We start from the raw sequence: 12,759 nt of genomic DNA on the forward strand, positions 1-12,759 counted from the left end.
ATGCCAGGCAGGCGCACGACCACCGTCGAGTTCGTCCGGGGGTCGGTGCGGGGCGGCCGACGGCGGGCCCGCTCGTGGCTGCCCAGCCTGTTCACCCTCGCCAACATGATGTGCGGCTTCGCCGCGATCCTGGTCGCCTTCCGCGGTGAGTACCGGCTGGCGTGCCTGCTCATCGCCCTGTCGGTCGTCTTCGACATCGCCGACGGCGCGGTGGCCCGGCTGGTGGGCGCGGTGTCGCCGTTCGGGCTGCAGTTCGACTCGCTGGCCGACCTCGTCTCCTTCGGGCTGGCACCGGCGCTGCTGGCCTTCGCGCTGTTCTCCGACGGCCGCGACGAGCTGGACCCGCTGGGCTGGGTGGCCTGCTTCCTCTGGGTGGCCTGCGCGGCGATCCGGCTGGCCCGCTTCAACACCACGATCGACCCGACGGCGGACAAGCGGTGGTTCACCGGGCTGCCCAGCCCCGGTGCGGCCGGCGTCGTGCTGGCCAGCGTCTTCGCCTTCGCCGACCAGATGCAGGGCCGGGACCGGATCTGGGTGCTGCTGGTGGTCGTCGTCCCCGGGCTGCTCATGATCAGCAACGTGCGCTACCGGTCGTTCCGGTCGCTGGTCAGCCCGAAGAGCGGCAAGCCCTACGGCCTGGTCGCCACCGTGCTGCTCGTGGTCGTCGGGCTGCTCACCGTCCCGACGCTGACCTGCTGCGTGGTCGCCTACAGCTACCTGGTGTCGCCGCTGGTCATGCCGGTGCTGACCCCGCTCGGCCGGCTCGTCCCGGCCCGGGTGAAGGAGGTGCTCTCGTGAGCGTCCGCCGGGTGCGACCGGACGACGTCCCCACCGTGCTGCGGCTGGTGCGGGAGCTGGCCGCCTACGAGGAGGCCGAGCACGAGGCACAGATGACCGCCGGCCAGCTGCACGAGGCGCTGTTCGGCGCCGCGCCGGCGCTGTTCGGCCACGTGGCGCTGACCCCGGACGGCGAGGTCGCCGGGTTCGCCCTGTGGTTCCTGAACTTCTCCACCTGGCGCGGCACCCACGGCATCTACCTCGAGGACCTGTTCGTCTCCCCCGCGCACCGGGGCACCGGGCTGGGCCGGGAGCTGCTGCGCACGCTGGCCCAGGAGTGCGTCGAACGCGGCTTCTCCCGGCTGGAGTGGACGGTGCTGGACTGGAACACCCCGTCGATCGAGTTCTACCGGGCGGCCGGGGCGGTGCCGATGGACGAGTGGACGGTGCACCGCCTGACCGGGGACGCGCTCGCCGCGTTCGCGGCCGACGTCCGCGCCCCCGGCTGAGCCCCGGGACGGCATGATCGGCACGGCTACAGACCAGCGCCGGTCGTGCCGATGCACGTCTGGCCGGCCCACCACGGACCGACTCCACCCGAGTGACCGAGGCCCCACCCGAGCGACAGGAGAGACGGCGTGACCACCGAGCGCGGCGAGTCCCAGTGCTGGCTGACCGACATGGACGGCGTGCTGGTGCACGAGGGCCACGCCCTGCCGGGGGCCGCCGACTTCCTGGCCCGGCTGGTCGAGCGGCAGCGCCGCTTCCTGGTCCTGACCAACAACTCGATCTTCACCCCGCGGGACCTCTCCGCCCGGCTCTCCCGCAGCGGGCTGGAGGTGCCCGAGGAGGCCATCTGGACCTCGGCGCTGGCGACCGCGGACTTCCTGTCCCAGCAGCTGCCCGGCGGCTCCGCCTACGTCATCGGTGAGGCCGGCCTGACCACGGCGCTCTACGAGGCCGGCTACACGCTGACCGACACGGCGCCGGACTACGTCGTCCTGGGCGAGACCCGCACCTACTCCTTCGAGGCGATCACCCGGGCCATCCGGCTGGTCGGCGCCGGCGCACGGTTCATCGCCACCAACCCCGACGTCACCGGCCCCTCCCCCGAGGGCCCGCTGCCGGCCACCGGCTCGGTCGCCGCGATGATCACCAAGGCCACCGGCGCCGAGCCCTACTTCGTGGGCAAGCCCAACCCGATGATGTTCCGCAGCGCGATGAACCGCATCGAGGCCCACTCGGAGTCGACCACGATGATCGGCGACCGGATGGACACCGACGTCGTCGCGGGCATCGAGGCCGGGCTGGACACCGTGCTGGTGCTGACCGGGTCCACCCGGGCCGAGGACGTCAGCCGCTTCCCGTTCCGGCCCAGCCGGATCCTGCCCTCGATCGCCGACGTCATCGAGCTGGTCTGAGGAAGGGCCCCTCGCCCGTCGGCCCTGCGGCAGGACCCCGCCGCGAGTGGAAGGACCCCGTCCTCCTCATCCCTCGCACGCTCGGGACGAGCCTCGGGACGGGGCCGGGCAGCAGGGTCCGTCGACTAACGCTCGAAGAAGGCCAGCCGGGCCTCGGGGGTGGCCAGCAGGTAGAGCTCCACGGCGACCAGCGCCAGCACCGGTACACCGATCAGCGGCTGGCCGGCCTGGAACGCCGTCGTGTAGCCGAAGACCCCGAGCAGCAGCTGCAGGGCCACGACGGGCCCGCGGGCCCAGCCCGACACCCGCCAGAGGCCGACGGCCGCGGCGCCGAGCAGCGCGGCCCCCAGCCCCACGTAGACCACCTCGGCCAGGGCGCGCCCGACGCTGTCCGGAGAGCTGGTGATCGTCAGGACGAGCAGCACCCCGGCGAGGACGGCGAGGACGAGGGCCTCCACGGCCACCACGAGCGCCGCCCGGCGGACCGCGGCCGGCGCCGGCTCGCGCACCCGCTCCGGGCGAGGTGCGGAGGGCTGAGCTGCGCCGCCGAGCAACCCCTCCGCACGGGGTCGACGACGCCCGGGAGCGTCCTCCTGCTGGCCTGGCACGGCGCCGAGGTTACGCCGGGGGCCCCCGGCGGGACGTGCTGCACCACCCGTCGGCCGGCGCTGGTTATGTTGGTCGGCATGCGTGGGCTGCTGGTGGCGAACCCGGCGGCCACGACGACCACCCGCAAGGTGCGTGACGTGCTGGTCCGCGCACTGTCCAGCGAGCTGAAGCTCGACGTCGCCGAGACCGAGCGCCGCGGTCACGCCCGCGACCTCGCCGCCCAGGCCGCGGCCGACGGGGTGGACGTGGTGGTGACCCTCGGCGGTGACGGCACGGTCAACGAGGCGGCGAACGGGCTGCTGCAGCGGGGGCCCGGGCCGGACGTGCCGGCGCTCGCCGTCGTCCCCGGTGGCTCGACGAACGTGTTCTCCCGGGCACTGGGCCGCAGCCGGGACCCGGTGGAGGCGACCGGCGAGATCATGGACTCCCTGCGCGCCGGCCGCACCCGGTTGGTGTCGCTGGGCACCGTCAGCGCGCGCACCGGCGAGACCGAGGACTGGTCGGCACCCCGCTGGTTCGTGTTCGCGGCCGGGATGGGCTTCGACGCCGACGTCATCTCCCGGGTGGAGGCCCAGCGCGCCCGGGGACGACGGTCGACCGGCGCACTGTACGTGCGCGCGGGCGTCAACGCCTTCCTGCTGGGCCGGGACCGCCGACGGCCACCGATGACCCTCCAGCTGCCCGGGGAGCCGCCGGTGGACGGGCTGTTCCTGGCGCTGGTGTCCAACGTCAGCCCGTGGAGCTACCTCGGCGCCCGGCCGATCGTGCCGAGCCCGGAGGCGTCGTTCGACACCGGACTCGACGTCTTCGCGATGGGCCGGGTCGGGGTGGCCCGGATGCTGCACCACCTGCGGCAGACGATGTCGGCCCGACCCGACGCCCGCGGCCGCGGGGTGCACCGCTGGCACGACCTCGGTCAGCTGACCCTCACCGCCGCGCGACCGCAGGGCTGGCAGGTGGACGGCGACCACCTGGGCACCGCCACCGCGCTGCGGGTGCGGTCGGTCCCAGAGGCGCTGCGCGTCGTCGTGTGACGGCGGCGCTGCGCGTCGTCGTGTGACGGCGGCGCTGCGCGTCGTCGTGTGACGGCGGCGCTGCGCGTCGTCGTGTGACGGCGGCGCTGCGCGTCGTCGTGTGACGGCGGCGCTGCGCGTCGTCGTGTGACGGCGGCGCTGCGCGTCGTCGTGTGACGCAACACGCGGGCCTGCACCCCGCTGGGTGATGCACGGTCCGCACCGCTCGGGTAGGAACGAGTGGCGGGGTCACCACGGGCGTGGTGAGGTTGCTCACGAGCCCCGCTGAACGCCCGGCGAACTGCTTGACAGTGCGTCGTCTCGTGAAACCATCACAAGCAAGCAACCTGCTGGTAACAAGCAGGCGGTCGCCGTGCGTCGCGCTGATCAACAAGCGCACCGACCCGCGGAGCGGTCCGAGGACCGTCGACCGACCAAGACGAGATCGAGGAGTACACCGCCATGGACTGGCGCCACCGCGCGCTCTGCCGGGACGAGGACCCGGAGCTCTTCTTCCCGATCGGGACGACGGGCCCGGCGGTCGTCCAGATCGAGCAGGCCAAGGCTGTGTGCCGTCGGTGCCCGGTCGTCGAGTCCTGCCTGGACTGGGCACTGAGCTCTGGCCAGGACTCCGGTGTGTGGGGTGGCCTCTCCGAGGACGAGCGCCGCGCCCTCAAGCGCCGCACCGCGCGCACCCGGGTCCGCACCGCCTGAAGAAGGACCCCCTTCCTCCCCACCACGAGCTCCGCTCGCGGCGGGTCCCTGGAAGGGGGCCGTAGAGAGAGCCGCTCCCTTCGGGAGCGGCTCTCTCTGCTTCAGCGGCGGGGGCGGCCGGCGCCGGGCAGGCTGAGCACGGCCTCGGTGCCCGGGCCACCCCCGGCCGGCGGGCCCATCTCCAGCGTCCCGTGCAGCTCGCTGGTCACCAGAGTGCGGACGATCTGCAGGCCCAGCCCGGTGCTCGCGGCCGGGTCGAAGTCCGCGGGCAGGCCCCGGCCGTCGTCCCGCACGCGGACGACCAGGTCGTCGCCGTCCCGCGCGGCGTGCAGCACGATGGTGCCGGGTTCCCCGTCGAAGGCGTGCTCGGCGGCGTTGTGCAGCAGCTCGGTCACCGCCATCACCAGCGGCGTCGCCGCGGCGGCCGGCAGCTCGCCGAAGGCGCCGTCGCGGGTGAACCGGGCCGGCCGGCCGACGGCCGTCACGTCGCCGAGCATCGGCAGCACCTGGTCCAGGACGTCGTCCACGTCGACGACGTCCTCCCGGCTGCCGGCCAGCGTCTCGTGCACCACCGCGATCGAGGCGACCCGCCGCACCGACTCCTCCAGGGCGGCCCGGGCCGCCGGCTCGGTCATCCGCCGGGCCTGCAGCCGCAGCAGGGCGGCGACGGTCTGCAGGTTGTTCTTCACCCGGTGGTGGATCTCCCGGATGGTCGCGTCCTTGGTCATCAGCGCGCGGTCCCGGCGCCGGACGTCGGTGACGTCCCGGACCAGCACCAGCGCGCCCTCCTCACCGCCGGGCGTCTGCAGCGGCAACGCCCGGACCAGCATGGTGGCCGCGTCGTTCTCCACGTCCATCGGCTCCGGGAAGCGGCCGGCGACCGCCGCGTCGATGCTGGCCGCTACCGCCTCACCGGCGACCCGGTCGGCCGACACCCCGCGGGTCACCTCGGCCAGCGGTGAGCCGACCACGTCGCCGGTCAAGCCCATCCGCCGGTAGGCCGACAGCGCGTTGGGGCTGGCGTAGACGGCGGTGCCGGAGGCGTCCAGCCGGACCAACCCGTCGCCGACCCGGGGGCTCATCTCGGCGTCGTCCAGCATGCGCGGTGGGAACGTGCCGGAGGCCACCATCAGCGTCAGGTCGGCGGCGATGTCGAGGTAGGTCAGCTCGAGCGTGGACGGCGAGCGGGTCGCCGCCAGGTTGGTGTCCTTGGCCAGGACGGCGACCACCACGCCGTCGTGCCGCACCGGGATGACCTCGCGCCGCAGCGGCGCGGCACCGGACCAGTCCGGCTCCCCCTCGGTGATCGGGCGGCCCTCCCGTTGGGCCTGCAGGAAGGGCTCGACGTCCGCGCCGGTGACCTCGCTGCCGATCAGGTCGTCGGGCTGGCTGGTGGGCGCGGTCAGCGGGCGCACCTGCGCCACGCACCACCAGGCGCCACTGCGCAGCGGCACCCACAGGGTCAGGTCGGCGAAGGAGAGGTCGGCCAGCAGCTGCCAGTCGGCGACCAGCCGGCGTGCGTGGTCGACCTGGGACGGGCTCGCCGAGCCGCGGGTGAGACGTTCGGACAGGCTGCTCATCGTCCTCCGAGCCTACGGCCCGGTCCCGGGCGCACCCGAGCCTGCGCGGGGGGAGCGGTACGGGGTCCGCTGTCTACCCTGCTGGCGTGGTCTCCCCCGCCCTGCTCGTCGGCCCCGCCGGGCCCGCCGACTTCCCCCGGATCGCCGAGCTGACCGTCGGCGTCTACACCGCCGAGGACCTGGTCTCCCCCGGTTACGTGCCGCAGCTGGCCGACGTCGCCGGACGCGCCGGGCGGGCCGATCTGCTGGTGGCCCGCGACCCCGGCGGGCACATCGTCGGCAGCGTCGCGCTGGTGCTGGAGGGTGACTTCGGTGAGGTCACCGAGTCACCGGACGAGGCGGCGTTCCGGATGCTCGCCGTCGACCGCGCGGCCCGCGGCCGTGGGGTGGGTGAGGCGCTGGTGCGCGCCTGCCTGGACCGGGCGCGTGCCGCGGGACGACACCGGATGGTGCTGTCCACCGGGGACCGGATGCACGCGGCGCACCGGCTCTACGAGCGGCTGGGCTTCAGCCGGCTGCCCGAGCGGGACTGGACGCCGGTGCCGGGCATCGACCTGTGGGTCTACGCGCTGGAGCTGCGCTGACCGACCCCGCTGCCCGGGCCGCCGCTACCGCTGTGCGGGGACGACGGTGGCGATGAGGTCGCCCTCCTGGAGCACCTCGCCCTCCACCACGTGCAGCTCGGCGACGGTGCCGGCGAACTCGGTGAGCACCGGGATCTCCATCTTCATCGACTCGAGGATCACCAGCGTGTCACCGGCGGCGACCTCGGCCCCGGGGGCGACGAGCACCTTCCACACGCTGGAGACCATCTCGGCGTGGACCTCCTGGACCGCCACCGGTGCCTCCTGTTCCGCGAGCTGCACCGCCGGGCCCGACGGCGTGCTCATCCAAGCACGCGCCGGGGGCGGCCCCGACGCGTGATCGGCAGCCCGGTCAGGACGGGTCGGGCACCAGGGCGCCGGCGATCCGGTGCAGCACCTCGCAGACGGCGGCACCGTCGTGCGGTACCCCGGTCTCGGGGAGGCCGCTGAGCAGCTCGGTGGCCTCCCGGGCGGCGGTGGGGGTGTCGGGGGCCGCCGCGCTCACCGTGGCCAGCAGCGCGTCGTACCAGCCGTCCAACCGGTCACCGGGGTCGTAACCGCTGACCGCCACCACCTCGGTGTCGCCGGCCTCCCGGCCCGGGGGCCGGTCGGGCAGCGGGCCGGTCACCCGCCCGGCGGTGCCCGGCGGCAGCGTGGAGCGCAGCTGGACGGCCAGCGCCGCCCGCGGCGCGGCCGGCTCGGCGTCCGGGCGGCTGCCCGCACCGGCACCGACGGCGCTGCGCAGGCTGAGCTCGACGGCGTCCACGCCGTGCGCGCGCTCCAGCACGGCCATGTCCAGGGAGAAGCCCGCGGCGACCTCGGCGAGTTCGCCGTCCGGGTCGATGCCCACGGTGACCAGCCCCCGCCAGCCGACCTCGGACAGCCGGCGGGCCGCGGCGGGCAGCGGGCCGAGCCCGGCGGGCGGGGTCCAGGAGAGGCGTGGGGTGCCGCCGGCGCGGTCGCGCAGCACCGGGGTCACGTGGTGCAGCCCCTCGGCGGTGACCCAGGCGAGGAAGCCGCGCTCGCTGGCCGGCTCGACCCCGTCACCCCCCAGGCGCTCGAGCACCTCGGGGTCGGGCCCCACCCAGGTCAGGCCGGCGGCGGCCACCGCGGCGGCCAGCCGGGCACTGCCGGCCAGCACCGGGGGCACCGGCAGGACCGCGTCCACGCGCGTGCGGCGAGCGGCCTCCACCAGGCGTCGCTCGTCCAGGTAGGACTCGGTGGCGGGCGCGGGCCCCAGCAGCACGGACTCGTCGGCCATCCGCACGTGCCGGGCATCGCGCTCGGCCTCCGAGCACACGGCCACCGACTTCACGCCCAGCCGCCCGCAGGCGCGGATCACCGCGCAGGCCATCGGCCCCCGGCCGGCGACCAGCACGCTCTCCACTGCCTGGACCACGTCGTCCCCCGTCCCCGGCTCCCGCCGGACTCGCGCCCCTGAGCCGGCCCGTGCACCCCACACGGGCACGTGCCGACCCGTGAGACCCTTGCAGGGTCAGCTTGGCCGGTCGAGGGGCACCCCGCATCCCGCAGGGGCCCCGCGCCGGCCCGATCAGCAGCTGGGCACGGCCCCCGACGAGCGCACGGCCCGCCGGGAGCACGACCCCGCCGAGAGCACGTGAGAGGAGGGCAGCGATGTCCAAGCGTGGACGCAAGCGGCGTGCCCGTAAGAAGAGCGGCGCCAACCACGGCAAGCGCCCCAACGCCTGACCACAGCGACGAGGCCCCGTCCTCGGCCCCCGAGACGTCTCGGGTGCCGAGGACGGGGCCTCGTCGTCGTCCTGGGCGGACTAGGCGCGCTCCTCCGGGAGCCGCTCGGTGTAGGTCTCCACGCTGGCCCGCTCGACGCGCACCTGGGTGCCGTCCTCCTCGAAGGAGACGCTGGTCAGCTGGACCTTGATCCGGTCACGCAGGCCGACCGGCGGGGGGTCGCCACCGCAGCGGCGACGGACCAGCGCCTTGAACTCCTGCTCGATGCCGAACTGCCGCAGGCAGGGCGAGCAGTCCTCGAGGTGCTCGGCGATGACCGCGCGGCGGGCGTCGTCGGTCTCGTGGTCGAGGAACTCGAAGACGTGGGACAGCACGTCGTCGCAGGAGGTGATGTCGTCCGCGTGGTCCGGGACGTCGTGCCGCGCGCCGTCGTGAGCGTCGGTGCTCATGAGCGGGTCGCCTCCTCCGCGGCCCCGGCACGGACGAAGCCGCGCTCCCGGGCGTAGTCGGCCAACAGCTTCTGCAGACCGCGACGGCCGCGGTGCAGGCGGGACATCACCGTGCCGATGGGCGTGCCCATGATCTCGGCGATCTCCTTGTAGGCGAACCCCTCCACGTCGGCGAGGTACACCGCGAGCCGGAAGTCCTCCGGCAGCTGCTGCAGCGCCTCCTTGATGTCGGAGTCCGGCAGGTGGTCCAGCGCCTCGATCTCGGCCGACCGCAGCCCGCTGGAGGTGTGCTCCTCAGCGGCGTAGAGCTGCCAGTCCTGCACCTGCTCGGTGGGGTACTGCTGCGGCTGCCGCTGCTTCTTGCGGTAGCTGTTGATGTAGGTGTTCGTCAGGATCCGGTACAGCCACGCCTTGAGGTTGGTGCCCTCGGCGAACTGGTGGAAGGCGGAGTAGGCCTTGACGAACGTCTCCTGCACCAGGTCCTCGGCGTCGGAGGGGTTGCGGGTCATCCGCAGCGCCGCCGGGTACAGCTGGTCCAGGTAGGGCAGCGCGTCCCGCTCGAACCGGGCGTCGCGCTGGGCCCTGGTCTCGGCGAGCTCGGAGCGGCTGCCGTCGGCGCGCGCCTCGGGGGTCTGCTCGGGTGCCCCCGTCTCGACGACGGGGCTGTCGACAGCGGGATCTTCGGGCACCGACCGTCCTCTCTGCGGCGCCCGGGAACGGGCGACCACGTCGGTCGATCCTAGCCGGGAACGGACCGGTCGGCCGGGGGGACGGCGGACGGGCGCGGACCCGCGCGCGATGCGCGCCGGGGCGCCCGGGACTGTGCTGCTCACGGTCGGTGCAACGGCAGCCGTGCGGGCTCGATTCCCCGATGCGGCCGGAGATCGGGCGGGCCCCACCACGCGGGCCTCCCGCGCCTGCCCGGCGGGCCTAGGCTGCTGCGCCGTGGCGGCGACACCGGCGGTGCGGGCTCTGGAGAAGGCCCAGGTCACCTGGACCCTGCACGAGTACGACCCCTCCGACGGCGCGGACGGGCACGGCTGGGGTGAGGCGGCCGTCGCCGCCCTGGGCGCAGACCCGGCGCGGGTGTTCAAGACCCTGGTCACCCGGGTCGACGGTGCGCTCACGGTCGCGGTCGTCCCGGTCAGCGGCCACCTGGACCTCAAGGCCCTGGCCGCGGCGGCCGGTGGCCGCAAGGCGTCCATGGCCGAGCCCGTGGACGCCGAGCGCGCCACCGGCTACGTGCGCGGCGGGATCAGCCCACTGGGCCAGCGCAAGGCGCTGCCCACCGTCGTCGACGAGAGCGCGCTGGACCTCCCCACCGTGCTGGTCAGCGCCGGGCGCCGCGGGCTGCAGGTCGAGCTGGCGCCGGCCGACCTGGTCCGGCTCACCCGGGCGCGCACCGCCGCCGTCGCCCGCTGACGGAGGGCCCCGCGAGCTGGCAGCGGGCCCCTGCACGGGGCCGGGGTCAGCGGGCCGCGGTCGGGTAGGGCGTGAGCAGCTGGTCGACCGGCGCGAAGTCGTCGGTGAGCACGCCGGCGTCCCCGACGAACTCCTCGAGCTCCGCGCCCTCGGCGACCTGCCAGGCCAGTCCGCGGTCGGCCATCGCCGCGGCGATCTCCGCCGCCGGCAGCGGGCGCTGGGAGGCCACCGCGACCACGTTGCCGCCGTCCTCCCCCGCCAGCACCGGCGCGCGGGCCAGCAGCAGCACGTGGTCGAAAACCTGCTGCACCGTCGCGAGCTCCGCACGGACGAACGACAGCGGCGGGTGGTCGATGAGGTTCACCGCGTAGACGCCGTCGGCGGCCAGCGCGTCGTCGACCAGCCGCAGCGCCTCGACCGTGGTCAGCTGCCACGGCACCGACAGCCCGCCGAAGGCGTCGCCGACGACGAGGTCCCGCCCGCCGGCGGCCTCGTCGTCCAGCCCGACCCGCGCGTCGCCGACCCGCACCCGCAGCTCCGCGGAGGTCTCCAGGCCCAGCTCCTGCTCGTCGATCGCGACGACGCCGGGGTCCACCTCCAGCACGAGGCTCCGGGTGCCGGGCCGGACCTCGGCCAGGTAGCGGGGCAGGGTCAGCCCTCCCCCACCCACGTGCAGCGCCGAGAGCGGCTGACCGGCCGGTGCGATCGCGTCGGTGACCGAGGCGATCGCCTGGACGTAGGAGAACTCCAGGTGCGTCGGGTCGGCCAGGTCGACGTAGGAGTGCCGCAGGGTGTCCAGCAGCAGCACGCGACCGGCGTCCCGCTCGGGGTCGGCCACCACCCGGGCGCAGTGGTAGGCGGTCTCCCGCTCGCAGGGCGTCGGCGCGACGGCCGCCAGCACCGGCGCGGCCAGGGCCAGGGCCAGCAGGCCGACCGGCAGCCGGCCGGCCACGCCCGGCGTCCGGCGCCGCAGGAGCACCGACAGCGCGACCCCGACCAGGACGACGAGCAGCCCGGTGCCGACGAGGATGACGCTGCTGGGCAGCACCGCCACCAGCACGAAGCCGGTCGCGAACGTGGCCACGATGCCGCCGATGGTGCCGATCCCCGACAGCCGGCCGACCACCGAGCCGGTCTGGGCCAGGCTGCCCAGCTGCAGCGCGACCACCATCGGCGGGACGGCGGACAGCAGCGCGGCCGGCACCACGACGGCGACCGCGGCCAGCAGCAGCACGTTGCCCGCGGCGGCACCGGTGAGCAGCTCCCCGGCGAAGCGGACCAGCGGCAGCACGGCGACGACCAGGGCGCCCCCGGCGACCATCAGCGGTGCGATCAGCCGGCGCGGGTCGGTGCGGTCGGCGGTCGCCCCGCCGGCCCAGGCGCCGACCGCGATCGCGGCCAGGGCGAACCCGATGACCGCGGTGCTGGTCTGCAGCGTGATGCCGACGTAGGGCGCGATCAGCCGGAGGCCGACGATCTCCAGCACCAGCACCGCCCCGGAGGACAGGAAGGTCACGCCGGCGGCGATCCAGTCGGGCAGCGCCCGGGACCCGGGCGCGGGCGATGGGTCCGCCGGGGCGGTCGGGTCGGGGTCCAGCGGGCTCACCTCGGGGATCGGGGGGACGGTCAGAACAGGGCCGGCTGGTCGGCCGGCTCGCTGACCGACTCGACCCGGGCGGTCAGCTGCGGCCCGTTGTTGGCCACGTTGCCCACCGCCGGGCCGACCGGACGGATCTCCAGCCGCTCGACCACCTCGGCCGGGGTGGGCTCGGCCAGCGCGGCGACGTCCTGCTGGGCCGGGTCCAGCCAGTCGGCCCAGCGGTCCCGGGGCAGCACCAGCGGCATCCGCGGGTGCACCTCGGCGAGCGCGCCGACGGCCGGTGCGGTGACCACGGTGCAGGTGTAGAGCCGGTCCTCACCCCGGCCCCACACCTCCCACAGGCCGGCGAAGGCCAGGCCGGAGCCGTCCTCGGGGGTCACGTAGAAGGGCTGCTTGCCCGGCCGGTCCTGCCGGGGCGCCCACTCGTACCAGCCGTCGGCGGGGACCAGGCAGCGCCGGGTGGCCGCCGCAGTGCGGAACGCCGGCTTCTCGGTCAGCGACTCGACCCGGGCGTTGAGCATCCGGTTGCCGATCGACACGTCCTTGGCCCAGGACGGCACCAGCCCCCAGCGGACCACCCGCAGCTCGCGGTGCCCGCCGCCGGTGAGCGCGCCCTCGGCGTCCCGCTCCTTCTTGTGCCGGACGACGTACACGTCCTTGGTGGGCGCGACGTTGTGGTCGGCCGGCAGCGGGGACTGCCCCTCGGCGACGACGGCCTCGAACTCCAGCACCAGGTCCTCAGGACGGCGGCTGGCGGCGTAGCGACCACACACGGCGCTCTCCTCCCCGGCCGCCCGGGGAGGGCGGACCACCTCCGAGCGTAGGGGCGGCCACCGACGTCCTGCGGCGGCAGCCGCAGGAGGCCCGGGGTGCAGGAGCG

The 12,759-nt window shown here is 75.0% G+C and carries 16 protein-coding genes; 8 read left to right on the forward strand and 8 right to left on the reverse strand.

Features of this window, described 5'->3' with window-relative positions:
- The 3 genes from pssA (at position 1) to HLA93_RS08755 (ending at position 2,198) form a co-directional block, all read left to right on the forward strand.
- Positions 1-798 (forward strand): CDP-diacylglycerol--serine O-phosphatidyltransferase, encoded by a 798-nt coding sequence (gene pssA, locus HLA93_RS08745; RefSeq protein ID WP_222194005.1) that lies wholly within the window; start codon positions 1-3, stop codon positions 796-798.
- Complete coding sequence (locus HLA93_RS08750; RefSeq protein WP_222194006.1) at positions 795-1,286, forward strand: GNAT family N-acetyltransferase; 492 nt, start codon at positions 795-797, stop codon at positions 1,284-1,286. Before pssA ends, HLA93_RS08750 begins: the two co-directional genes overlap by 4 nt.
- A 129-nt stretch (positions 1,287-1,415) precedes the next feature.
- Complete coding sequence (locus HLA93_RS08755) at positions 1,416-2,198, forward strand: HAD-IIA family hydrolase (RefSeq protein WP_222194007.1); 783 nt, start codon at positions 1,416-1,418, stop codon at positions 2,196-2,198.
- A gap of 125 nt (positions 2,199-2,323) precedes the next feature.
- On the opposite strand, the gene HLA93_RS08760 is transcribed toward HLA93_RS08755, so the two are convergent.
- Entirely contained in the window at positions 2,324-2,806 is a 483-nt protein-coding gene (locus HLA93_RS08760; protein ID WP_308128020.1) for a hypothetical protein, read from the reverse strand.
- Between the two features lie 78 nt (positions 2,807-2,884).
- On the opposite strand from HLA93_RS08760, the gene HLA93_RS08765 reads away from it, so the two are divergent.
- Both HLA93_RS08765 and HLA93_RS08770 read left to right on the forward strand, forming a co-directional pair.
- Positions 2,885-3,841 carry a diacylglycerol/lipid kinase family protein gene (locus HLA93_RS08765; RefSeq protein WP_222194008.1) on the forward strand — a complete coding sequence of 319 codons (957 nt, stop codon included), beginning with the start codon at positions 2,885-2,887 and terminating at the stop codon, positions 3,839-3,841.
- 441 nt (positions 3,842-4,282) lie between these two features.
- Complete coding sequence (locus HLA93_RS08770) at positions 4,283-4,534, forward strand: WhiB family transcriptional regulator (protein ID WP_222194009.1); 252 nt, start codon at positions 4,283-4,285, stop codon at positions 4,532-4,534.
- A gap of 101 nt (positions 4,535-4,635) precedes the next feature.
- Here HLA93_RS08770 and HLA93_RS08775 read toward each other — a convergent pair whose 3' ends face one another.
- Positions 4,636-6,114, reverse strand: coding sequence for a sensor histidine kinase (locus HLA93_RS08775; RefSeq protein ID WP_222194010.1), 1,479 nt, complete (start codon positions 6,112-6,114; stop codon positions 4,636-4,638).
- Positions 6,115-6,200: 86 nt separating this feature from the next.
- Between HLA93_RS08775 and HLA93_RS08780 the strand changes: the two genes are divergently transcribed.
- Positions 6,201-6,698 (forward strand): GNAT family N-acetyltransferase, encoded by a 498-nt coding sequence (locus tag HLA93_RS08780; protein ID WP_222194011.1) that lies wholly within the window; start codon positions 6,201-6,203, stop codon positions 6,696-6,698.
- Positions 6,699-6,722: 24 nt separating this feature from the next.
- Here HLA93_RS08780 and HLA93_RS08785 read toward each other — a convergent pair whose 3' ends face one another.
- On the reverse strand, positions 6,723-7,004 hold the full coding sequence (locus HLA93_RS08785) for a biotin/lipoyl-binding carrier protein (protein ID WP_246626144.1): 282 nt from the start codon (positions 7,002-7,004) through the stop codon (positions 6,723-6,725).
- Positions 7,005-7,050: 46 nt separating this feature from the next.
- Positions 7,051-8,097: a biotin carboxylase N-terminal domain-containing protein gene (locus HLA93_RS08790; protein ID WP_222194012.1), complete on the reverse strand. Its 1,047-nt coding sequence runs from the start codon at positions 8,095-8,097 to the stop codon at positions 7,051-7,053.
- 236 nt (positions 8,098-8,333) lie between these two features.
- Between HLA93_RS08790 and HLA93_RS22510 the strand changes: the two genes are divergently transcribed.
- Positions 8,334-8,408, forward strand: a complete 75-nt coding sequence (locus HLA93_RS22510) for a 50S ribosomal protein bL37 (RefSeq protein WP_014742531.1) — start codon at positions 8,334-8,336, stop codon at positions 8,406-8,408.
- An 80-nt stretch (positions 8,409-8,488) separates the two neighbouring features.
- Here HLA93_RS22510 and rsrA read toward each other — a convergent pair whose 3' ends face one another.
- Complete coding sequence (gene rsrA / locus HLA93_RS08795; RefSeq protein ID WP_222194013.1) at positions 8,489-8,857, reverse strand: mycothiol system anti-sigma-R factor; 369 nt, start codon at positions 8,855-8,857, stop codon at positions 8,489-8,491.
- A complete protein-coding gene (locus HLA93_RS08800; RefSeq protein ID WP_222194014.1) occupies positions 8,854-9,546 on the reverse strand; it encodes a sigma-70 family RNA polymerase sigma factor in 693 nt (230 codons plus the stop codon). Before HLA93_RS08800 ends, rsrA begins: the two co-directional genes overlap by 4 nt.
- Positions 9,547-9,802: 256 nt before the next feature.
- Here HLA93_RS08800 and ybaK point away from each other — a divergent pair, with 256 nt between their 5' ends.
- A complete protein-coding gene (ybaK, locus tag HLA93_RS08805; protein ID WP_222194015.1) occupies positions 9,803-10,279 on the forward strand; it encodes a Cys-tRNA(Pro) deacylase in 477 nt (158 codons plus the stop codon).
- Positions 10,280-10,325: 46 nt separating this feature from the next.
- Here ybaK and HLA93_RS08810 read toward each other — a convergent pair whose 3' ends face one another.
- Together HLA93_RS08810 and HLA93_RS08815 are read right to left on the reverse strand one after the other, a co-directional pair.
- Entirely contained in the window at positions 10,326-11,885 is a 1,560-nt protein-coding gene (locus HLA93_RS08810) for a fused MFS/spermidine synthase (RefSeq protein WP_308128021.1), read from the reverse strand.
- A 20-nt stretch (positions 11,886-11,905) separates the two neighbouring features.
- Positions 11,906-12,652 (reverse strand): SOS response-associated peptidase, encoded by a 747-nt coding sequence (locus HLA93_RS08815; protein ID WP_222194016.1) that lies wholly within the window; start codon positions 12,650-12,652, stop codon positions 11,906-11,908.
- Between the last annotated feature and the right edge of the window lie 107 nt (positions 12,653-12,759).

This window comes from Modestobacter italicus (assembly GCF_019799965.1).
GTDB classification, from domain to species: domain Bacteria; phylum Actinomycetota; class Actinomycetes; order Mycobacteriales; family Geodermatophilaceae; genus Modestobacter; species Modestobacter italicus_A.

Excerpts from the sequence above, each read along its gene's own strand:
- rsrA (WP_222194013.1), bottom strand. The coding sequence starts at position 8,857 with ATGAGCACCGACGCTCACGACGGCGCGCGGCACGACGTCCCGGACCAC.
- HLA93_RS08765 (WP_222194008.1), top strand. The coding sequence starts at position 2,885 with ATGCGTGGGCTGCTGGTGGCGAACCCGGCGGCCACGACGACCACCCGC.
- pssA (WP_222194005.1), top strand. The coding sequence starts at position 1 with ATGCCAGGCAGGCGCACGACCACCGTCGAGTTCGTCCGGGGGTCGGTG.
- HLA93_RS08775 (WP_222194010.1), bottom strand. The coding sequence starts at position 6,114 with ATGAGCAGCCTGTCCGAACGTCTCACCCGCGGCTCGGCGAGCCCGTCC.
- HLA93_RS08785 (WP_246626144.1), bottom strand. The coding sequence starts at position 7,004 with ATGAGCACGCCGTCGGGCCCGGCGGTGCAGCTCGCGGAACAGGAGGCA.
- HLA93_RS08770 (WP_222194009.1), top strand. The coding sequence starts at position 4,283 with ATGGACTGGCGCCACCGCGCGCTCTGCCGGGACGAGGACCCGGAGCTC.